The organism is Streptomyces klenkii (genome assembly GCF_003626645.1).
In the GTDB taxonomy this organism is placed as follows: Bacteria; Actinomycetota; Actinomycetes; order Streptomycetales; family Streptomycetaceae; genus Streptomyces; species Streptomyces klenkii.
Genome location: NZ_RBAM01000004.1, coordinates 563,077 through 582,727 on the forward strand (window position 1 = coordinate 563,077; position 19,651 = coordinate 582,727).

At 71.7% G+C, this 19,651-nt stretch carries 26 protein-coding genes; 10 read left to right on the forward strand and 16 right to left on the reverse strand.

Annotated features, from left to right (window positions below; genetic code table 11):
- Nucleotides 1-19: 19 nt before the first annotated feature.
- Both D7231_RS12680 and D7231_RS12685 read right to left on the reverse strand, forming a co-directional pair.
- On the reverse strand, nt 20-1,048 hold the full coding sequence (locus D7231_RS12680; protein ID WP_120755431.1) for a rod shape-determining protein: 1,029 nt from the start codon (nt 1,046-1,048) through the stop codon (nt 20-22).
- A 148-nt stretch (nt 1,049-1,196) separates the two neighbouring features.
- On the reverse strand, nt 1,197-2,885 hold the full coding sequence (locus D7231_RS12685; RefSeq protein ID WP_120755433.1) for a bifunctional 3'-5' exonuclease/DNA polymerase: 1,689 nt from the start codon (nt 2,883-2,885) through the stop codon (nt 1,197-1,199).
- A 104-nt stretch (nt 2,886-2,989) separates the two neighbouring features.
- Between D7231_RS12685 and D7231_RS12690 the strand changes: the two genes are divergently transcribed.
- Nucleotides 2,990-3,313 (forward strand): UBP-type zinc finger domain-containing protein, encoded by a 324-nt coding sequence (locus D7231_RS12690; RefSeq protein ID WP_120755435.1) that lies wholly within the window; start codon nt 2,990-2,992, stop codon nt 3,311-3,313.
- 35 nt (nt 3,314-3,348) lie between these two features.
- Here D7231_RS12690 and D7231_RS12695 read toward each other — a convergent pair whose 3' ends face one another.
- Nucleotides 3,349-4,206: an alpha/beta fold hydrolase gene (locus D7231_RS12695; RefSeq protein ID WP_120755437.1), complete on the reverse strand. Its 858-nt coding sequence runs from the start codon at nt 4,204-4,206 to the stop codon at nt 3,349-3,351.
- Nucleotides 4,206-4,790 carry a TetR-like C-terminal domain-containing protein gene (locus tag D7231_RS12700; protein ID WP_120755439.1) on the reverse strand — a complete coding sequence of 195 codons (585 nt, stop codon included), beginning with the start codon at nt 4,788-4,790 and terminating at the stop codon, nt 4,206-4,208. The genes D7231_RS12695 and D7231_RS12700 overlap by 1 nt, the downstream gene beginning before the upstream one ends.
- A 166-nt stretch (nt 4,791-4,956) precedes the next feature.
- Between D7231_RS12700 and D7231_RS12705 the strand changes: the two genes are divergently transcribed.
- Nucleotides 4,957-5,604 carry a Uma2 family endonuclease gene (locus D7231_RS12705; RefSeq protein ID WP_241999694.1) on the forward strand — a complete coding sequence of 216 codons (648 nt, stop codon included), beginning with the start codon at nt 4,957-4,959 and terminating at the stop codon, nt 5,602-5,604.
- On the opposite strand, the gene D7231_RS12710 is transcribed toward D7231_RS12705, so the two are convergent.
- From D7231_RS12710 to D7231_RS12725, 4 genes are all read right to left on the reverse strand, one after another.
- Nucleotides 5,591-6,163 (reverse strand): PadR family transcriptional regulator, encoded by a 573-nt coding sequence (locus D7231_RS12710; RefSeq protein ID WP_120755441.1) that lies wholly within the window; start codon nt 6,161-6,163, stop codon nt 5,591-5,593. The two genes, D7231_RS12705 and D7231_RS12710, sit on opposite strands and share 14 nt — an antisense overlap.
- A gap of 113 nt (nt 6,164-6,276) precedes the next feature.
- The gene (locus tag D7231_RS12715) at nt 6,277-6,825 is read right to left on the reverse strand and encodes a DinB family protein (protein WP_120755443.1); all 549 of its coding nucleotides are present in this window, start codon (nt 6,823-6,825) and stop codon (nt 6,277-6,279) included.
- A gap of 103 nt (nt 6,826-6,928) precedes the next feature.
- Nucleotides 6,929-8,386 carry an aldehyde dehydrogenase family protein gene (locus tag D7231_RS12720; RefSeq protein WP_120755445.1) on the reverse strand — a complete coding sequence of 486 codons (1,458 nt, stop codon included), beginning with the start codon at nt 8,384-8,386 and terminating at the stop codon, nt 6,929-6,931.
- Nucleotides 8,387-8,472: 86 nt separating this feature from the next.
- Nucleotides 8,473-9,336, reverse strand: a complete 864-nt coding sequence (locus D7231_RS12725) for a helix-turn-helix domain-containing protein (RefSeq protein WP_106674434.1) — start codon at nt 9,334-9,336, stop codon at nt 8,473-8,475.
- Nucleotides 9,337-9,668: 332 nt separating this feature from the next.
- On the opposite strand from D7231_RS12725, the gene D7231_RS12730 reads away from it, so the two are divergent.
- The gene (locus D7231_RS12730) at nt 9,669-10,169 is read left to right on the forward strand and encodes an ATP-binding protein (protein WP_120755447.1); all 501 of its coding nucleotides are present in this window, start codon (nt 9,669-9,671) and stop codon (nt 10,167-10,169) included.
- A gap of 102 nt (nt 10,170-10,271) precedes the next feature.
- Here the strand turns inward: D7231_RS12730 and D7231_RS12735 are convergent, their stop codons facing one another.
- The 5 genes from D7231_RS12735 to rpmG all read right to left on the reverse strand — a co-directional run bounded on the left by D7231_RS12735 (nt 10,272) and on the right by rpmG (nt 12,669).
- The gene (locus D7231_RS12735) at nt 10,272-10,490 is read right to left on the reverse strand and encodes a DUF397 domain-containing protein (RefSeq protein WP_194960818.1); all 219 of its coding nucleotides are present in this window, start codon (nt 10,488-10,490) and stop codon (nt 10,272-10,274) included.
- Nucleotides 10,491-10,716: 226 nt separating this feature from the next.
- Nucleotides 10,717-10,959, reverse strand: a complete 243-nt coding sequence (rpsR, locus tag D7231_RS12740) for a 30S ribosomal protein S18 (protein ID WP_120755451.1) — start codon at nt 10,957-10,959, stop codon at nt 10,717-10,719.
- A 46-nt stretch (nt 10,960-11,005) separates the two neighbouring features.
- Nucleotides 11,006-12,205: a CobW family GTP-binding protein gene (locus tag D7231_RS12745; RefSeq protein ID WP_241999678.1), complete on the reverse strand. Its 1,200-nt coding sequence runs from the start codon at nt 12,203-12,205 to the stop codon at nt 11,006-11,008.
- Entirely contained in the window at nt 12,202-12,498 is a 297-nt protein-coding gene (locus D7231_RS12750; RefSeq protein ID WP_120755453.1) for a type B 50S ribosomal protein L31, read from the reverse strand. Before D7231_RS12750 ends, D7231_RS12745 begins: the two co-directional genes overlap by 4 nt.
- A 6-nt stretch (nt 12,499-12,504) precedes the next feature.
- Nucleotides 12,505-12,669, reverse strand: coding sequence for a 50S ribosomal protein L33 (rpmG, locus tag D7231_RS12755; protein ID WP_120755455.1), 165 nt, complete (start codon nt 12,667-12,669; stop codon nt 12,505-12,507).
- A gap of 50 nt (nt 12,670-12,719) precedes the next feature.
- Here rpmG and rpmB point away from each other — a divergent pair, with 50 nt between their 5' ends.
- Nucleotides 12,720-12,956, forward strand: coding sequence for a 50S ribosomal protein L28 (gene rpmB / locus D7231_RS12760; RefSeq protein WP_120755457.1), 237 nt, complete (start codon nt 12,720-12,722; stop codon nt 12,954-12,956).
- Nucleotides 12,957-12,978: 22 nt separating this feature from the next.
- A complete protein-coding gene (rpsN, locus tag D7231_RS12765; protein WP_120755459.1) occupies nt 12,979-13,284 on the forward strand; it encodes a 30S ribosomal protein S14 in 306 nt (101 codons plus the stop codon).
- 96 nt (nt 13,285-13,380) lie between these two features.
- Here the strand turns inward: rpsN and D7231_RS12770 are convergent, their stop codons facing one another.
- Together D7231_RS12770 and D7231_RS12775 are read right to left on the reverse strand one after the other, a co-directional pair.
- Complete coding sequence (locus D7231_RS12770) at nt 13,381-13,911, reverse strand: RICIN domain-containing protein (protein ID WP_120755461.1); 531 nt, start codon at nt 13,909-13,911, stop codon at nt 13,381-13,383.
- Nucleotides 13,912-14,119: 208 nt separating this feature from the next.
- Nucleotides 14,120-14,617 carry a peptidylprolyl isomerase gene (locus D7231_RS12775; protein ID WP_120755463.1) on the reverse strand — a complete coding sequence of 166 codons (498 nt, stop codon included), beginning with the start codon at nt 14,615-14,617 and terminating at the stop codon, nt 14,120-14,122.
- A gap of 99 nt (nt 14,618-14,716) precedes the next feature.
- Between D7231_RS12775 and D7231_RS12780 the strand changes: the two genes are divergently transcribed.
- Nucleotides 14,717-15,598: a universal stress protein gene (locus D7231_RS12780; protein WP_324196876.1), complete on the forward strand. Its 882-nt coding sequence runs from the start codon at nt 14,717-14,719 to the stop codon at nt 15,596-15,598.
- A 28-nt stretch (nt 15,599-15,626) separates the two neighbouring features.
- On the opposite strand, the gene D7231_RS12785 is transcribed toward D7231_RS12780, so the two are convergent.
- Nucleotides 15,627-17,285, reverse strand: a complete 1,659-nt coding sequence (locus D7231_RS12785) for an eCIS core domain-containing protein (protein WP_120755465.1) — start codon at nt 17,283-17,285, stop codon at nt 15,627-15,629.
- 227 nt (nt 17,286-17,512) lie between these two features.
- On the opposite strand from D7231_RS12785, the gene D7231_RS12790 reads away from it, so the two are divergent.
- Genes D7231_RS12790 through D7231_RS12805 form a run of 4 tightly spaced genes read left to right on the forward strand, consistent with a single transcriptional unit; the run spans nt 17,513 to nt 19,595 of the window.
- Complete coding sequence (locus D7231_RS12790; protein ID WP_120755612.1) at nt 17,513-17,950, forward strand: hypothetical protein; 438 nt, start codon at nt 17,513-17,515, stop codon at nt 17,948-17,950.
- Between the two features lie 5 nt (nt 17,951-17,955).
- Entirely contained in the window at nt 17,956-18,468 is a 513-nt protein-coding gene (locus D7231_RS12795) for a thiol-disulfide oxidoreductase DCC family protein (RefSeq protein WP_120755613.1), read from the forward strand.
- The gene (locus D7231_RS12800) at nt 18,461-18,871 is read left to right on the forward strand and encodes a hypothetical protein (protein ID WP_120755467.1); all 411 of its coding nucleotides are present in this window, start codon (nt 18,461-18,463) and stop codon (nt 18,869-18,871) included. Before D7231_RS12795 ends, D7231_RS12800 begins: the two co-directional genes overlap by 8 nt.
- Nucleotides 18,872-18,881: 10 nt before the next feature.
- Nucleotides 18,882-19,595: a TetR/AcrR family transcriptional regulator gene (locus tag D7231_RS12805; protein ID WP_120755469.1), complete on the forward strand. Its 714-nt coding sequence runs from the start codon at nt 18,882-18,884 to the stop codon at nt 19,593-19,595.
- Nucleotides 19,596-19,651: the final 56 nt, after the last annotated feature.

The following is a 19,651-nucleotide window of genomic DNA, read 5'->3' on the forward strand; positions in this document are numbered from 1 at the left end:
GGGTTTGCTACGACGTTTGTTACGAGGCCAGCGGATCCAGGTGCAGCGGCTGCACCTTGCCCTCCATCATCGCGCCGAGCCCGAGCACGGAGCACACGTCGGCGTGGGCGGCGATCCGCACGATCATCCCCGTGGCGTCCTCGATCATCCGGTCCAGGCCGGGCAGCACCGCGCTGCCGCCCGCGAGCATCACGCCGCGGTCGACCAGGTCCGCCACGAGGTCCGGTGGGCAGGCGCGCAGCACGCGGCCGATCGCGTCCAGGACGGCGGTCAGCGGCGTGTGCATGACCTCGCGGACGTCGCTGGTGTTCACCAGGACCGTACGGGACAGGCCCGTCGCCACGTCCCGGCCGCGGACCTCGGCGCTCTCCTGCACGGGCTCCGCGGCCAGCGCGAGGCGCAGCGGGCGCAGGCCCTGCGTCGGCAGCATCAGCTCGTGGCGGCTGCGCAGGTACTCCACGACCGCGTAGTCCATGGCGTCGCCGCCGACCAGCACCTTCTCCGCCGCCACGATCGCCCCCAGCGACAGGACGGCGACCTGCGTGGACGCCGCCCCGCACACCACGATCATCGTCGCCTCGGGCTGCTCGACGGGCAGCCCGCAGCCCACGGCCGCGGCGATGAGGGTGTCGACCAGCTCCACGCGCCGCGTCCCCAGGCCCATCAGGGTCTCGACGGCGGCGCGGCGGGCGAGCGGGTCCGCGTCGTGCGGGATGCACACCGCGGCGCGCAGCATCGGCTTGCGCCGCCAGGCGCGGCGCACCTTGTCGCTGACGAGGCTGCGGAGCATCCGCTGGGCCATCTCGATGTCGACGACGGTGCCGCCGGAGATCGGCCGGACGACGCTGATGTGCGCGGGAGTGCGCCCCGCCATGCCTTCGGCGAGCTGTCCGACCGCGATCAGCGAGCCCGTACGGGTATTGATGGCGGCGATGCTCGGCTCGTCCACGATCAGGCCGTTGTCGCGCAGGTAGACCCGGGTGCGGGCGGCGCCGAGGTCCACGGCGACGGTGCACCGGCGCAGCTGCTCAAGGCTGAAGGACGTCATGGCAGGGCCTCCCCTGAGCGGCGGTCGGGGATCACGGTCGGGCCGCCGCCGCCGGGCGCCCCTGGGCTCATCGTGCGCGGCGGGAGGCCCCGCTGCGCGCTGGACTGGGCCGCCCGGGGGTTCGTGTCCGGCCGGGGTCACGCCGGGGTCACTTCGCGTCGCCGTAGCACTCCACCACGGCCGTCGTGAACGGGAACAGCACCGGGGTGTCCCCGAAGACGACGCGCGCGGCGCGGGCCGAGGCGGTGCGGATCGCCTCGCTGACGGCGGCCGCCTCGGCTTCGGGGCAGTGCACGATGACCTCGTCGTGCTGGAAGAAGACGAGCTCGGCGCGGAGCCCCGCGAGCTCCTGGCGCAGGGCCGCGAGCAGGGCCAGGGCCCAGTCGGCGGCGCTGCCCTGCACGACGAAGTTCCGCGTGAAACGGCCGCGGGCCCGGCCGGCCGGGGTGCTGCCGTAGCCGGGCGGGGCGTCCTCCTCGGCGGCCTGCGGGATGCCGGCCTCGTCGGGCAGGGCGGTGGAGGCCGGCGGGCACGTACGCCCCAGCCAGGTGCGGACGAGACGGCCCTCCTCGCCCGCGCGCGCCGCGTCGTCCACGAGGGCGACGGCCGCGGGGAAGCGGCGGCGCAGGTCGGCGAGGTGCTTCAGGCCGTCGCCGGAGGTCTGGCCGTAGATCGCGCCGAGCAGCGCGAGCTTGGCCCGCTCGCGGTCGCCGGCGAAGGCCCGGTCGGACAGCGCCGCGTACAGGTCGCGCTCGCCGCTCGCGGCCTCCATCAGGCCCGGGTCGCGGGAGACGGCGGCCAGGACGCGCGGCTCCAGCTGATCGGCGTCGGCGACCACCAGCCGCCAGCCGGGGTCGGCGACGACGGCGCGCCGCACGACGCGCGGGATCTGCAAGGCGCCCCCGCCGTTGGTGGTCCAGCGGCCGGAGACGGAGCCGCTCGGCACGTACTCGGCGCGGAAGCGGCCGTCGCGCACCCACGTCTGCAGCCAGGAGCGGCCGTGCGCGGTGTGCAGCCGGTAGAGCTTCTTGTACTCCAGCAGGGGCTCCACGGCCGGGTGGTCGAGCGCCTTGAGCTCCCACGCGCGCGTGGAGGACAGGGCGATGCCCTGGCGCGCGAAGGCCCGGACGATGTCGGCGGGCAGATCGGGCCGTACGCGGACCTCCTCGCCGCCCTCGCTGAAGGCGCGGGAGACGGCCTCCGCCAGCCCGGCCAGCCGCCGGGGCTCCAGACCGCCCGGGAAGTGCTCGCCGAGCAGCTCGTCCAGGAGCGCGCGGTGGGCGTCGGCGCGCCACGGCAGGCCGGCGCGGTTCAGCTCGGCGGCGACCAAGGTGCCCGCGGACTCCAGGGCGAGGAGCAGCAGGAGACGGCCGGGGTGCTCGGCCGCCCGCGCCCGCGCGAGCTGGGCGGCGTGGACCTCGATCAGGGCGTCGAGCGGATCCGTGCCCGGCGGCAGCGGCACGGGCCCCGGCTCGAACAGCGACGGCTGCCCGCCGGCCGCGCGCGGCGGCGGATCGGCGGGCACGGGCAGCCCGCGCAGCCGCGCCCACGCCGCGGCGAGCGACCGCGGCTGCCCGGACTGCCCTTCCTCGTGCCCGGCGAGCAGGCTCTCGGCCGCCTCCACGTCGTAACACCGCTCGACGCGCAGCCCCGCCGCGAGCAGCTGCGGGTAGTGCTGCGCGGTGGACCGCCACACCCACCGCTCGACCCCCGGCCGCGCCCGCACCGCCTCGGCCAGGCTGCCGGCCGACTCGACCGGCCCGGCGGGCTCCCCCGTGAGGTCGACGGCGCGGAGACGGACACCCCCGTCACCCGTCTCCGCCACCGCCAGCCTCACGGAAAAGATCCTGCCAGCAGGCACTGACAATCGCCCTGACCTGCGCGGTTGCCGTTGCGTGCCGAGCTGTCGCGGGCCGCGCGGCCGCGGGCTACGTTGGGGACATGACCGGAACCTGGCAGGTGTCAGCGGACGTCGAGGGCCGCCCGACCCGGCGGGACTGCGCCCACCTCGACGAGGCGGCGGCCGACGTCACCCCGAGCACGACGGAGGGCTGCGAGGACTGCCTGCGCACGGGCGGCACGTGGGTGCACCTGCGCGAGTGCCTGGTCTGCGGCCACGTCGCCTGCTGCGACAGCTCCCCGAACCGGCACGCCAGCGCCCATGCGCACACCGTGCCCGGACACGACCTCGCCCGGTCGTTCGAACCGGGCGAGGACTGGGCGTGGTGCTACGCGGACGAACTGCTGCTGGTGCCGGGCGCGTAGACGGCCGTGTAGCCGGCCGCTGCCGGGGCGTGTGCTCAGGCCGTTGCGGGTGAGCCCGGCCGGGCCGTCCCCGCGAGCTCGGCCAGCAGATGCCCGGCGAACTCCTCCGGGCGTTCGGTGACGCCCAGGTGACCGCCCGGGAACTCCGCCAGCGGGCTGCCGGTCAGCTCCGCCAGCCGGGCGGCGGGCCCGTAGAGCGGCAGGCCGCGCGACTCGCCGCCCGCCGCCGGGACCAGCCGGTGAGCGACGGCGCGGAGGGCGGCGACATCCGGGGCCCACGAGGAGAACGGGCCCAGGACGTGCTCCAGGAAGACCGGGAGGTTGGCGAAGATCCGGGGCGCCATCTCCTGGACCGCGGGCGGCAGTTCGGCCGGCTGATCCGGCGGCTCGTCCCCGCCGAGCCCCTCGCTGAACCGGGCCATCGCCGCGCCGAGGCCCTCCGCGCGGAGCGTCTCTCGCACCTCGGCGAAGAGGGCGCGGTACGTGGCCGGGTCCGCCATGAGCTCCACGAGCGGCGGTTCGTGGGCGATGACGCGGCGCAGCCGCTCCGGGTGCCGGGCCAGCAGGTCGAGCGCGACGATCGCGCCCGCGCTGCACCCGAACACGTCGGCGGGCTCGTCCGGCGAGAACAGTTCGAGCATCCGGTACGCGTCGTCGCTCCACACCTCCACCCGCTGGTCGGCGAGGGGGCCGTGCAGCGGGCTGCGCGACATGCTGCGCGAATCGAAGGAGACCACGGTGCGGCGCGTGGCCAGGGCGGGCGCCATGGCCGTGAACATCCCGGCGTCAGCGCCGCCGCCGGGGATCAGCAGCAGGAGCGGGCCGCTGCCGCGCTTCTCGTAGTGGAGGGTGGCGCCGGGGACGTCGAGGGTGCCGGTCTTCGGCTCGGTCATCACTTGCTCCCGGTCTCGCGGGCGGGCCAGTTCTCCAGCGTCCGGTGGAGCGCGTCGAGCGAGCGCGCCCAGGACTCCCCGACGTCGCGCGAGTGGCCGAAGCCGCCGCCGAGTTCGAGGTGGATGTAGCCGTGGAACGTGCTCCGCAGCAGGCGCCCCGCGTCGGTCAGGTCCGGTTCGGCGAGGTCGTAGGCGCGCAGCATGCCGTAGGTCAGCTCGATGCTGCGGCGGAAGCCGACGGAGCCGGCGACCTCCTCCGGCTCGAACCGCATCTGCGTCGCGGCGTAGCGGCCGGGGTGGCCGAGGGCGTAGCCCCGGTAGGCGTCGGCGAAGGCGACGAGCGCGTCCTTGCCGGCGCGCCCCGCGACCGCCGCGCCGATGCGGTCGGTCATCTCCTCGGAGCCCAGCAGCCCGATGCGGACGCGCAGGTCGCGCAGGTTCTTCACGTGCGAGTACAGGCTCGCGTCCTTCACGCCGAGCCGGCGCGCGAGCGCGGACACGGTGACGCTGTCGAGCCCGGCCTCGTCGGCCATCTCGGCGGCGGCGGCGGTCACTTTGGCGGCGGTGAGTCCTGCGCGGACCATGGGTGCATCCCTTCTTTCCTAGGGCTTCTAGGAAAGAAGCTAGCACCTCTAGATCGCTTCGTGAACCTGTGTCGCTAGCACACGTGCTCTGCTCGCGACATGAGGAAACGGTCGGTCCTCACCCATAGGGAGGGCACTACCGTCGTAGGCAGGAGAAGTGACCGCGATGTCGCACACCATTTCGCCCATGGGAGCAGTGATGGCCGCAGAAGCCAGGCATGAGCAGCAGGAGCGGGCCACCCCGGAGAACTGGATGTACCCGCCGGCGGACGGCTGGACGTACGACCAGGTGAAGGAACTGGTCCTGCCGTTCGACTGGGAACTTCTGGATGGGAACATCGTGGTACGAGGAGCAACCAAGTGGTGGCACAACCGCGTTCGGGACCGACTGTACTTCTGTTTGGAGAGCGTCAGGCGCGAGCCTTTTGCCGTTAATCTGGAGCAGCCGGTCTTCATTGACGAGCACAACGTGCCGAAGCCGGATGCCGTGGTCTTCGACAAGATCGGGCTCGATATCCGCACTCTGGATTGCATCCCTGTCGAGAAGGTCGCCCTCGCCATTGAGGTCGTGTCCCCGGGATCACGCAGGGAAGACCGCTTCTCGAAGCCGGGTATGTACGCCGAGGCCTGTATCAACTACTACTGGCGCGTCGAACGAGGGGAGGACGACATCCCCAGGGTGCACGAGTTCTGGCTGCACCCCGAAGCCGGTGTCTATGCACCTGCCCCCGACCGCCCCACCCACACCCACATCCTCAAGACCGACGTCCCCTTCCCCATCGAGATCGACCTGCGCAGCCTCATCGAGGTGTGACCCGCTCGTCCGCCATCTCGTACGCCCCCGCCTCCAGCCGCTCGACCAGGCCGCGGGTCCACGCGTCGCCCGTTTCCGCCGTGTGGATCCACAGGCCCATGATTTCGGAGATGTGGCCCCAGTCCTCGCCCTCCGCCGGGGTCCAGTGGCGGCGGATCTCCTCGCGCCACTCCTCCAGGGCCGCGATCCGCTGCCGCAGCAGGGCGACGGCCTCGGCGCGCGGCAGGTCGGTGAGGAAGCCCACCCCGGCCGTGAGGACGTCGGTCTTCTCGTCGTGGGCGGAGAGGGCGTGCCGCAGCAGGCGGAAGTACTCCGCCTCGCCGTCCGGCGTCACTTCGTACTCCGTACGGGGAGGGCCGCCGGCCTCGCTCGGGGCCGTGTCGTGGGCGATGAGCAGGCCTTGCTTCGCCATCGCCTTGAGCGCGTGGTAGATCGAGCCGGGCTTGGCGTTGGACCACTCGTGCGCGCCCCACAGCTCCAGGTCGCCGCGGACCTGGTAGCCGTGCGCCCGCCCGTGCCGGCGCACGGAGCCCAGGACCAGCAGCCGGATCGCGGACATCGCGCCCTCAGCTCCCCTCGTTCCACCTGCTCCGTTGTCTCCGCTTGACAGAGTAGGTGGAACGTGGCCGGGGGGCCGATCAGACCTTTTCCGTCAGAATCCGTCGGATCCCGTCAGACCTCTTCGTCCCCGGACGCGAGCGCCACCAGCTCGAACGCCGTCTTCCCGTCGAGCGACTCGCGGATGACGTCGGCGTGCCCCGCGTGCCGCGCGAACTCCTCGATCAGGTGCAGGAGCAGCCACCGCATCGACACCCGGCTGTCCGCCGGGAACCACGGCGCGGCGGGCAGCGGGAACGTGTCCTCCAGGCTGGGCACGGAGCGGATGAACTCCTCCGTCTCCGCGGCGACCTTCTCCCAGTGGGCGAGCGCCCCCGCGACCGTCTCGCCCTCCAGGAGGCGGAAGCCGTCGGCCCACTTCGACTCGTCGTGCCCGGTCTCCTCGCCCCGGCCCTGTGCCAGCAGCAGCCAGTTCCGCTCGGCCTGCGCCGCGTGCTTGACGAGCCCGCCGAGGGACAGCTCGCTCGCGCTCGGCTTGAGCGCCGCCTGCTCGTCGGTCAGCCCGAGCAGTGCTCTGCGCAGCCCGCCCCGCTGAGCCTCCACGAAGGCCAGCAGCGTGCCGCGCTCGTCGGTGACGTTCTTCTCGACCACGTGAGTGGGCATGGTGTTCCCCCATCGTTTTCGGTCCGTCGTGAGGGAATCAGGCTAGGACTGAATGAGGTCGGATTCTGTCCTACAACACCCCTCAGAACTCAGAACTCAGAACTCAGAACGGGAACCTCGTCCGCCCGTGCTGGATCGAGATCCACTTCGTCGTCGTGAACGCGTCCACCATCGCGTCCCCGTTCAGCCGCCCGACCCCCGACGCCTTCTCCCCGCCGAAGGGCACGATCGGCTCGTCGTGGACGGTCCCGTCGTTCACGTGGATCATCCCGGAGTCGATGCGCTTGGCCACCCGCACGCCGCGCTCGACGTCCCCCGTGTGGACGGCCCCGCTCAGCCCGTACGGGGTGGCGTTCGCCAGCCGGATCGCCTCCTCCTCCCCGTCGAAGGGGATGATCAGCGCGACCGGGCCGAAGATCTCCTGGCCGAGAATGGCCGCGTCGGCCTTCAGGCCGGTCAGCACGGACGGCGAGACGAGCGTACCCTCGGCCCCGCCCCGTACGAGCGCGGTCGCGCCGTCCGCGACGGCCTGTTCGACGAGCGCGCCGATGGCCTCCGCCTGCCCGGCGTGGATGAGGGGGCCGATGTGGGTGGCGGGGTCGCCGGGGTCGCCGACCTTGAGGCTCCTGACCTTGGCGACGAACTTCTCGGTGAACTCCTGCTCCACCGAGCGGTCCACGAGCACCCGGTTGGCGGCCATGCAGACCTGCCCCTGGTGGATGAAACGGCTGAAGACCGCCGCGTCGACCGCGTAGTCGAGGTCGGCGTCTTCGAGGACGATCAGCGCGCTGTTCCCGCCGAGCTCCAGGATCGTGCGCTTGAAGTGGCCGGCGGCGACCGTGGCCACGTGGCGCCCGACCTTGTCGGAGCCCGTGAAGGAGATGACCTTCGGGACCGGGTGCTCGATGAGCGCGTCGCCGATCTCCGCGATGTCGGTGACGACGACGTTGAGGACGCCGGCCGGCAGCCCCGCCTCCTCGAAGACCTTGGCGACCAGCCCGCCGCCGCATATCGGCGTGTTCTGGTGGGGCTTGAGGACGACCGTGTTGCCGAGCGCGAGCGCCGGCGCGACGGACTTGAGCGACAGCAGGAAGGGGAAGTTGAACGGGCTGATCACCCCGACGACCCCGACCGGCACCCGGTAGAGCCGGTTCTCCTTGGTGTCGTCGGGCGACGGCAGGATCCGGCCCTCCGCCCGCAGCGCGAGGTGGATCGCCTCGCGCAGGAACTCGCGCACCAGGTGCAGCTCGAACGCCGCCTTCAGCGCCGTGCCGCCGCACTCCGCGGTGATCGCGGCGGTAAGCGAAGCCTCCCGGTCGTCGATGATGCGCAGCGCGCGCTCGAAGACCAGCCGGCGGCGGTACGGATTGGTGGCGCCCCACGCGGGCTGGGCGCGCTCGGCGGCCCGGTAGGCCTGGTCGATCTCGGCGACGCCGGCGACGGTGATGGAGGCGAGCTTCTCCCCGTTGTACGGGTTGAAGTCGACGATGTCCCAGGAGCCGGTGCCCGACCGCCACTCGCCGTCGATGTACTGGAAGGCCAATTCTTCGAAGTAGGACATGTGCCATCCCTGCCTGGAGATACGGGGGCGCACGCGTGCGCCCGAACCGGAACGCGCTCCTGATGGGACGTCATCGTACTGATGTGTCACATGAGTTGGAGCAGCCGCCTCAGCAGGTCGCGGGTGGCCAGTGGCGAGAGGCTGTCCTCGTGCAGCCGCTCCATCACCCTTCCGTACTGCGCCACTTCGTCGGGCTTGTCGAGGTAGAGCGCGCTCGTGAGCTGCTCCAGGTAGACCACGTCCGACAGGTCCGACTCGGGGAAGCGGAGCATGGTGAAGGCGCCGCTCTCGCCCGCGTGCCCGCCGTGCGCGAAGGGCATCACTTGCAGCGTGACATTGGCCTGCTCGGAGATGTCCATGAGGTGCTGGAGCTGGCCGCGCATGACGGCCTCGCCGCCGTACGGGCGGTGCAGCGCGGCCTCGTCGAGGACGGCGTGAAAGTGCGGGGCGCGCTCCGAGAACAGCAGCTTCTGGCGCTCCATGCGCAGCGAGACGCGCCGCTCGACCTCCGCCTCGTCGGCCGCGGGCTGGCCGCGCACGACGACGGCCTGGGCGTACCCCTCCGTCTGGAGCAGCCCGTGCACGAACTGCACCTCGTAGATCCCGATGTGCGAGGCGGCGCCCTCCAGCCCGACGTACGTCTGGAACCAGCCCGGCAGCACGTCGCCGTAGCTGTGCCACCAGCCGGCGACGTTGGCCTCGCGGGCGAGCCCGAGCAGCGCCTCGCGCTCCAGCTCGTCGGTGACTCCGTAGAGCGTCAGGAGGTCTTCCACGTCGCGCGCTTTGAAGCTCACCCGGCCCAGCTCCATACGGCTGATCTTCGACTCGGAGGCGCGGATCGAGTAACCGGCTGCCTCGCGGGTGATGCCCCGCGACTCACGCAGCCGCCTGAGCTGTGAGCCCAGGAGTATGCGGCGCACCACAGAACCGCTCGACTCGCTCGTGGCCATCTTTGCGACTCCTCCTCTTCCGGTTCCGTTCCCGGCTTGTCGCTCTCGCCGCTCTCGCCCTCTCCGGGGGCGACCCCCGCAACCCCCGGCGGTGAAGTCTGCCATCTCCGGGCCTCGTTGAGTGTGCATTGAGTGTGCATCCGGCTACCCGGAGGGGAGTAGGTCGGAGGCCGTACGGAAGAGGGCGTAGGAAGAATTGCGGACGGACGCGAACGTGCGCCCCCAAACCCCCCATGTGCACGTGCATCTGCCCTTGCATCCGCCACGCGCATTGGGAACGATGGGGAACGCACACGTGCGTGTCACGTCCACGATTGCCAGGAGTGCCTCGGATGGGTACCGAAGGATCGACTGTGCTCTCTCCCCTGTGGCGAGGGCTGCCACCGATCGCCCCATCGGCCGTCTCCAACTCGGCATCCTGCGCGCTCCCGCCCCGCTTCGAAGCGGTCCGGACGGCCCGCACGTTCACCAGAACGACCCTTCAGGGGTGGGGCCTGGGCGGCCTTTTCGACGACGTGGCGCTGGTCGTCTCGGAGCTGGTGACCAACTCCCTGCGCTATGCCCTGCCCCCCGAGCCGATATCCGGCGGCGCCTACGAGCCCCCGGTGCGGCTGCATCTCATGCGGTGGACGTCGCGGCTCGTGTGCGCCGTGCGCGACCCGAGCGAGCAGAGCCCGACGGCGGGCGAGGCGGACGCGTCGGCGGAGTGCGGGCGGGGGCTCTTCCTCGTGGAGTCCTTCAGCGATACGTGGGGCTGGCATCCGCTGGCGGGGGCGCTGCACGGGAAGGTCGTATGGGCGCTGTTCCGGCTGCCGCGGGAGCAGCACGCGTAGGGCCTTTCTGCCAGGGCCGGCGGGAGCAGCACGCGTAGGGCTTTTCCGCCGGGGCGCGCTGGAGCCCTGCTGCCGGATCGGCTACCGGATCCGACTACCGGATCAGTCGGTCACCAGATAGTCGAATTCGCCGTCCTTGATCCCGCGCAGCATCGCATCGATCTCCGCCGGGGTGTAGACGAGCGCCGGTCCGTCCGGGTGACGGGAATTGCGTACGGCGACTCCACCGCCCGGCAGCTTGGCGAACTCCACGCACGAGCCCTGGGAGTTGGAGTGCCGGCTCTTCCGCCAGACGACGCCGTCGAGGTCCGCGGCGGCCATGCCGTTGTACGCGCGGCCGTTGTACGCGTGAGGCACAGGACTCTCCCGGAGAATTGCAGGGCACCCCGTACCGCCCGGCGGCGAATGGTGGGGTTGACAACTACTCCCGGATCATAGCTGCGTTCACATGCTTCTGCATGAGCGAATGCACGTGCACTTACGGTGTTCCCGTACTTCTTCAGCGTGACTACACCATCGTGACCAGGCGTTTCAATGAATGTGTCGGCTACTTGCCCCTCGCGGCATACGGCAGGAGTGCCATCTCGCGGGCATTCTTGATCGCCCGGGCCAGGGCGCGCTGCTGCTGGACGGTGACGCGAGTCACCCGCCGGCTGCGGATCTTCCCCCGGTCCGAAATGAACTTCCGCAGGAGATCGGTGTCCTTGTAGTCGATATACGTGATGCCCGCCGTTTCCAGGGGATTGGGACGGGGCTTGAGGTTCTTGCGGCGGTCGGGGTGGCGGGTCATGGAAAGTCCTTGAAGTGCTTGCGTGTGCGCCGGTTCTTGCGGGGCGTCAGGAAACGGGATCGAGCAGTGCGTCGAATGCGGCCGGGAGCCGCCGCCAGGCGCCGGGCCCGCCCGCGTATTCGGCGTCGGTGAGCAGGCAGGACGCCAGCAGCTCGCGCAGCCCGGCGCCGTCGAGCCCGGGGGAGGTGAAGGTGAGGTGCTGGAGGCGGTCGCCGTGCTCGGGGTCCCAGTCGAGGGAGGCGGCCACGCGCCGGTCCGGCGGCGCCATGTCCCAGGCGGCGTCCGGCAGTGCGGCGAGCCACGGCCCGGCGCTCTCGACGCACAGCGCACCGCCCGCGGCGTCCCACGCGAGCAGCGTGTCCGGCCGGTCGGCGAGCCAGAACCGGCCGCGGCTGCGCGCGGCGGCGCAGCACAGGTCCTCCAGCGCGGCGTACAAGCGGCCCGGGTGGAAGGGGCGGCGGGCGCGCCACACGAGCGTGGTGACGCCGTCCGTGTCGGCTTCCTGCGGCAGCAGCGCGCAGGCGGGGTGCTGGCGGGCCGCGGCGGCCTCCACGTCGAAGCCGGCGACCGCGGCGGCCGCGAGCTCGACGGAGTCGGCGGGGATGCGGCGTGCGGTGGGGGCGAGTTGGGCGAGGAGGGCGTGGTCGGCGGCGTCGGCGGGGGCGACGGGCTCGCCGAAGGCGGTGCGCCTGTCGTCTTCTTCGGCCGTCGTTTCCGCCAGTGCCAGCACCGTCGGGTACTCCAGCTGCCGGGCGAAGGTGTCGGCCACGGTGCGCTGGTCGCCGGCCGCGGCGGCCAGCCCGGCCTCGGCGAGGTCGTCGCCGCAGCCGAGGGCGGGCAGGACGAGGGCGGGGTCGACGGCGGTGATCACGCCGGTGAGGCGCAGGTCCTCGCCCGCGTGGGCGGCCACGACCTCGGCCATGGCCTTGGGTTCGACGGAGTCCCACAGTTCGACGACGGCGAGCCGGCAGGTGCCGGCCGCGGCGAGCCGCTCCAGCTCGGGCATGAGGTCCTCGCGCAGGGCGCAGCAGGCGCAGTCGTTGGCGAGCGGGGCCTCTCCCTCGTCGAGGACGCCGGTGCGGTCCCGTACGGTCCGGCGGACCGTTCCGGTGGCGGCGGTGGCCAGGTCGTGGTGGAGGGCGACGCTGCCGGGGACGGTGCCGAGGAGGTGCTCGACCGCGGCCCGGCGGGCGTCCGCGTGCAGACCGCCCACCAGGGCTACGGACAGGGGGTGCGGCGCGGTCACCGCGGGCCTCCACGCTTGCCGTTGCTGCTGCCGTTGTTGCTGTTGCCGTCGCTGCGGCCGTAACGGCGCTCGAAGCGCTCGACGCGTCCGGCCGTGTCCAGGACCCGGGCCGTACCGGTGTAGAAGGGGTGGCTCGCCGAGGAGATCTCGACGTCGATGACGGGGTACGTCCTGCCGTCCTCCCACTCGACGGTCTTCTCGCTGGTGGCGGTCGAGCGGGTGAGGAAGGCGAATCCGGCCGCGCGGTCGCGGAAGACGACGGGGCCGTAGGGCGGGTGGATTCCGGGCTTCATGGCGGGTCAGCGCTCCTCTCGGAAGGTGACGTGGCGGCGGGCGACGGGGTCGTACTTCCGCAGCTGCATGCGATCGGGGTCGTTACGGCGGTTCTTGCGGGTGACGTAGGTGAATCCGGTGCCGGCGGTGGACCGGAGCTTGATGACGGGGCGTAGCTCGTTGCGGGCCATGGGGGCTACTATACAGAAATGGTTTCCATTTTCATTAGGAGGTTCCGCGGATGTCCGCGCACTGCCAGCTGACCGGCCGCAAGCCCGGCTTCGGCAACGCCATCTCGCACTCGCACCGCCGTACGTCCCGGCGCTTCGACCCCAACATCCAGACCAAGCGCTACTGGCTCCCCGGCGAGGGCCGCCACGTACGGCTGCGGCTCAGCGCGAAGGGCATCCGGACGGTCGACGCGATCGGCATCGAGGCCGCGGTCGCCCGCATCCGGGCGCGCGGCGAGAAGGTCTGAAGGGACGGAAGGTCACAGCCTGATGGCGAAGAAGAGCAAGATCGCAAAGAACGAGCAGCGCCGCCTGACAGTGGCCCGCTACGCGGCCCGGCGCGCCCTCCTCAAGGCCGTCATCCGCAACCCGCAGACCCCGGAGGAGGAACGGCAGGCCGCCGCCCGCGAACTGCACCGCCAGCCGCGCGACGCGAGCGCCACGCGCGTCCGCAACCGCGACTCGGCGGACGGCCGCCCGCGCGGCTACTTCCGCACGTTCGGCCTGAGCCGCGTCAACCTCCGCAAGGAGGCCCACGCGGGTCACCTCCCGGGCGTACGAAAGTCGAGCTGGTAGGAGGCAGAGGGGGAGGCGGTGCGCGGAGCCGGGGCCGGCGGGCTTGAGGGGGCCGCCGGGCCCGGTTGCTGCCGTCGACCGGATCCCGGAGCCAGGTCAGGCCTTGTGCCACTGCTGGTGGGCGGCTCCGCCGGCGACGCAGTCACGGACCGTGACCGAGGCGCCCTGCCACCAGTTCGCGTCCGTGATGGTCAGGCAGCGGTGGTTGAGGTCGGTGTGGATCTCGTTGCCGCTCCAGTGCCAGCCCTGCTGCTTGAGCCCGACGCAGTCGTACATCTGGACCGTGGCGCCGTTGTCGCCGTTGCCGATGGCCAGGTCGAGGCACTTGCTGCTGAGGTCGCTGCGGATCTCGCTGCCGTTCTCGGTCCAGCGTTCACTGGGGTTGCCGTTGCAGTCGTACGTCTGCACGGAGGCGCCGTTCCCCGTGTTGAAGTGGGCGACGTTGAGGCATCTGTTGTTGAGGTTCGACATGATCTCGAACCCGGCGGCCGCGGCGGCCGGTCTGGCCCGGGGCTGCGCTTCCCGGGCGTTGTCGGCGGCTGCCGACGAGGTGGCGAAGAACGCGCCGGTCACGAGCACGAGGGCGCTCAGTGGGCGGAGCGCACGATGGATGGTTCCCGTTCCCATGGCTGTTCCTCTCGGATGCAGCCGGCTCCTCGGACGGAGCCGGTTCCGGTGGTGCGCGCGAGGACGTGAGGACGTGGGGCGCGCATGAGGATGCCCGGGAAGGGGTGAAGGGGGAAGGCCCGCGGCACGGCGGGCCTTCGGAACCCGGCTCCGCCGGCCGCCGCCCACCGGTCGGTGGTGGGCAGCGGCCGGAACGGAGCGCGCGGGCTTACAGCTGGCCGGACTCGGCGATGGTGATCTTCGCGGCGGTCTTGCCGCTCTGGGAGCCGAGCGACTCGATCTTCTTGACGAGCTGCATGCTCGCCTCGTCGGCGACCTCGCCGAAGACGACGTGCTTGCCGTCCAGCCAGCCCGTCACGATGGTCGTCACGAAGAACTGGGAGCCGTTGGTGTTCGGCCCCGCGTTGGCCATCGACAGCAGGCCCGGGCGGTCGTGCTTGAGCTTGAAGTTCTCGTCGGCGAACTTCTCGCCGTAGATGCTCTTGCCGCCCGTGCCGTTGCCGGCGGTGAAGTCGCCGCCCTGGAGCATGAAGTCCGGGATGACGCGGTGGAAGGAGGAGCCGGCGTAGCCGAAGCCCTTCTCGCCGGTGCAGAGGGCGCGGAAGTTCTCCGCGGTCTTCGGGACGACGTCCTCGAAGAGGTTGAAGGTGATGCGCCCGGCGGGCTCGTCGTTGATGGTGATGTCGAAGTAAACCTTGGTCGTCATGCCCTCATCCTGACACTTCGCCCCGCGTAGTCGCTGCTCAGGCACCCCGAACGGACCTATAGAGGTGAGCTGCGGCACAGCCGGTGCCATGGTGATGTTGTGACGACGACGATGCAGCCGCCCCTGGTCGTGGGCGTCGACGGGTCCCCGGGCAGCATGCAGGCCCTGGACTGGGCCGTGGACGCCGCCGGCCGCCACGGCGTGCGGCTGCGCATCGTCTACGCCTCCCGCTGGGAGCGCTACGAGACCCGCCTGCCGTCCGGCGACGAGCCCTCCCCGGAGGCGGTCGCCGAGGAGCGCGTCATCGCCGTGGCCGAGCTGCGCGCCCGGAAGCGCGACCCGGGCCTCGTGGCCGAGGCGGACGTGCTCCCGGAGGAGCCGCTGAACGCCCTGCTGGACGAGTCCCGCCGGGCCGTCGCGCTCGTCACCGGCCCGTCGGGCCGCGGCACGCTGACCGGCCTGCTCCTCGGCTCGGTCAGCCTCTCGGTCGCGGCCCGCGCCCACTGCCCGGTGGTCGTCGTACGGGGCGGCGAGCGGAACGTCCGCGGCGAGTACGGCCGGATCGTCGTCGGCGTCGGCGACCCCGAGGAGGCCCCGGCGGCCCTCCGCTTCGCCCTCCGCGAGGCCGCCGCGCGCGGCTGCGGCGTCGAGGCCGTACGGGCCTGGCGGCATCCCGCCCACCAGTCGGCGGACCACTACCCGCTGCCCAGCGACGACGCCATCGCGCACGAGGAGCTCGCCGGGCGCGAGCTGACCGAGGCCCTGCGCGAGCCGCAGCGCGCGTACCCGGACGTCACCGTGCACAGCACCGTCTACGAGGGGCACGCCCGCAAGGCGCTCATCGACGCGTCGGGGACGGCGGACCTGCTGGTCGTCGGCTCCGTACGCCGCCGCCGCGGCTTCGGCCTCCAGCTCGGCCGCGTCAGCCACACGGCGCTGCACCACGCGGCGTGCCCGGTGGCGGTGGCACCGCAGGAGTGACTCGCCGGTGCACTTCCGGCAGCCGCGCTCAGATTCCGCCCGGAACGAAGCCGCCGCCCGCGCCCGCCTGCTTCGCGCCGGCGGCCCTGTTCACGACGGCGTCGCGATAGTGCTCCGCCGCAGTGCCCGAGCCGTTGTACGCCTTGATGGCATCGGGCCAGCTCATCCCTGACCGGTGCTTCTTGAAGAGCCAGAACACGGCGATGTGGATCCAGAAGTCGTAGTCCTCGTTGCGCGGGGTGCCGCCGGCGGCAGGGGCGAAGAAGGCGGCGATCGCATCGGCGAATCCGGTGGAGGCACCCGCGGCCTTGTACCCCCAGATGAACGGTTCCCAGTTCTGCCTGGACAGCCCTTGCAGGGTCGCCAGCCGGGTGTTTTCGGCCGCGGTTCTGTTCGTCTTCCCGGTCAGTTGGACGAGCTCGCGTTGTGCGGCGGCCAGGTCCGTGCGCAGCCCGCCGAGCGAGAAGCTGGCGACCACGGCGGGATGTTCGGCCTCCAAGAGGGTGAGCAGTGCCAGACCGGAGGAGTCGATGACCTGGGCCAGGTTGAAGCGGGTCTTCGTCGGATGGCTCGGGGGTACTTCGAGGTGGACTCCTGCTGTGCCGAGCTGGGTCTCCTGAAAGAACATCGACTTGACCAGATTGGGGTCGAGCGCATCCCGGCCCGTGAGCCCGTGCGCTGCGTTCGCCGCGTCGACCTCTTCCTTGATCTTCTTGTCGAAGCGGTTGAACATCGTCTCCTGAATGAGTCTGCGGTTGAGTACCTTGCGCCGCTTGGCGAGCATGTCCTCACGGCGCAGGCGCTCCTTCTCGAACGTCTCCACAGCCTTGGGGGTCTTGAACTGCCCCTTCTTCGCCTCCCAGTCCGCGAGTTCGGTCTCGCTCTTCTCCACCGTGGCCGCCTGGGCCGCTACGCCGCTGCTGTAGGGGTCCATCCCGGGGACCGCCGTCCGGCTCGGCGCGAGGAGTCGCTTGGGAACGTCGAAAGCGCCCGGTACTCCCGCGGCAGTGGCCACGACTGTCTCCGTGAGGTTGAACCAGGTGACCACCGTCACTGCGGTCCCCGCGGGCAGCGGCACCCCGTTGGCGGAGAAGGCCTGGGTGAGCTGGAAACGCCGTCCGGCCATCTCGGCGGACACGTCCTCCGGCGTGATGGCCCGCTGGATCGCGAGCCCTTGCCGGGTCAAGGAGGCGACGGCATCGGCACGGCCGTCGCCGGGGGCGGCTGATCGTGAGTAGCCGGGGTGCGTGACCGCTTCCGCGGCGCGCTCGGCCGCCCGCTCGCCGGTGTCATCCGCCCTGCTCACCTCCAAGGCCGGCAGGGACGTGGCGGTCTGCGCGCCCTGCTGGATCACATGTGCGAGCTCGTGCGCCAGCAGCCGGCGGCCGGCGTCGGTGCCCGGCTGGTACCGGCCGGGGGCGAACACGATGTCCCTGCCGAACGTGTACGCCGAGGCGTCCAGGGTCACGGCTGATTCCGCCTCTTCCTGCCGGCTGTGAACCCTTACCCGGCTGAAGTCGTAGCGGAAGCGCGACTCGAACAGCTGTCGGGTGTTGCTGTCGAGGGCTTGGCCCGATGAGCCGCGGGGCCTGCCCCGGGACCTCAGGGAAGCTCGTGCGGTGGCCCGTCGCTCCTGTGTCGCCGGGGTGCTCCGGTGCGGTGCCGGTCCGAAAGTTCTGCTGCTCATGCGGCTTCCCTGGGGGCGGGATGCGCCAGTGCATCCGGTGGAGGTGTGACTCCCGGTCCCAGCATGGCATTGCGCGTGGTGTGCGGCACTCGGCCGGTTCCAGCCGGGGCAGGGGTGCTTCCGGCTGAGGGCCGACTGCTTCCGGCTTCGGCTTGAACGTGTTCAAAAACAGGTCTACAGTCACGGGCACCAAAGCTTTTGAACACGTTCAAGAAGGGGTGGGGAACGTGGATCTCACCGTTGTCTCGTACGCCGTCTACCTGGTGATCAGCCTCGGCCTCACGGTCTGGGTCGCGCGCACGCTCAGCCGCAACGGCCGCGTCTTCCTCGCCGACGTCCTGCACGGCAACGAGAAGCTCGCGGACGCCGTGAACCACCTGCTGGTGGTCGGCTTCTACCTGGTGAACCTCGGCTTCATCGCCCTCTACCTGAGGGACGACACCACGGTCGCCGACGCCCGCGGCGTCTTCGAGGTGCTGTCGCGCAACCTCGGCGTCGTCCTCCTCGTGCTCGGCGCGATGCACCTCGGCAACGTCTACGTCCTGAACCGGTTCCGCCGCCGCGGCCTGATGGACCGGGAGCAGGTCCCGCCGGTCGCGCCGCAGGGTTACGCGGGGCAGCAGGGCCCGTGGACCGCGCCGGCTTCGCCGGCCGGCGGGCGCTGAGCCCGATGGCCACCGCCACCGCCGTAGCCGACGACCGGGGCGCCGCCGCTCTCCGGAGCGCCCCGGTCCGCCGGTTCACCGTCCTCTACGACGCGCAGTGCGCCCTCTGCGTCTTCGTCCGCAACTGGCTGGCGAAGCAGCGGCAGCTCGTGCCGCTCGACCTCGTACCGGTCGGGTCGGCCGAGGCCCGGCGCCGCTTCCCCGAGCTCGACCACGCCGCCGCGTACGAGGAGATCACCGTCGTCGGCGACGGCGGGCAGGTCTACCGGGGCGCCTCCGCCTGGGTCGTCTGCCTGTGGGCGCTCTCCGCGTACCGCCCGCTCGCCCACAGGATCAGCACCCCGTCCGGCCTCCGCTTCGCGCGCGGGGCGGTGCTGGCCGCGGCCAAGTACCGGGGTACGCGGTGGCAGGCGCCCGCGCCCGGGGCGAGCGGCTGGGTGTACCAGCCGGTCGGCGGCTGGACGTACGTCTCTCCTCCGGTGTGCGACGGAGGGGGCTGCGATGCTCAGGATGCGTAGCGTCGTCGGCCTCGCCGCCTTCGGCGCCGTGGCCGCGCTGGCCGCCCTGGTCGTCCTCCTCAGCCCGCCCGCCGGCTCGGCGGAGCGCGCGGACGTGATCGGCTCGTGGCGCAGCCGCGAGGGAGCCGAACTGACCCTGCGCGAGGACGGCACGCTCACCGCCGCCCGCCTCCCCACCTCCTTCGCGGAGGACGACGACGAGCGGGCCACCGCCTGGTTCACCGGCAGCGGCACCTGGTCCCTGAAGAGCAAACCCAAGCTCGGCCACCAGCGGATCCGGATCGAGAACGAGGCCGGGGAGACGTACGAGGTGTCGATCGCGGGCGAGCGCGCCCGCGACGGCCTGTTCATCAAGCCGTCCGGGGACACGGCCACCCAGTTCCGCTTCAAGAAGACCCTTTAGGCTCTCCACCGTGCCAGCAGCAGAGAACGAGCCCCGGCCTGCGAAGAGCGAGCAGACTCGCACCCTGATCCTGGAGACCGCGCTGCGGCTCTTCCAGGAGCGCGGCTACGACAAGACCACCATGCGGGCCATCGCCCAGGAGGCCGGGGTCTCCGTCGGCAACGCGTACTACTACTTCGCCGGCAAGGAACACCTGATCCAGGGGTTCTACGACCGGATCGCCGCCGAGCACCAGGCGGCGGCCCGCGCGGTGCTGGACCGGGAGACCGACCTGGAGGCGCGGCTCGCCGGCGTGCTGCAAGCCTGGCTGGACGTGGCCGCGCCGTACCACGAGTTCGCGGCCCAGTTCTTCAAGAACGCCGCAGACCCGGACTCCCCGCTCAGCCCGTTCTCCGCCGAGTCCGAGCACGCGCGGGAAGCGGCCATCGACGTCCACCGCGAGGTGCTCGCCGGCGCCAAGGCCAAGGTCCCGGCCGAGCTGCGCGAGGTCCTCCCCGAGCTGATGTGGCTCTCCCAGATGGGCCTCGTCCTCTACTGGGTCTTCGACCGCTCGCCCGACCGCGAACGCACCCGCCGCCTCGCCGGCCGCGGCGCCCGCCTGACCACCCGCGGCATCTCCCTGGCCCGCTTCCGGGTCCTCCGCCCGCTCGTCCTCGAAATCCACGAACTGTTCACGGACTTCCTGCCGGGCATGGCACAGACGGCGGTCGCGCGGAAGTCCTGACGGGAGTCCTGACGGGAGTCCTGAGGGGCGGCGGCGGTTCGTCTCGTATCAGGTCG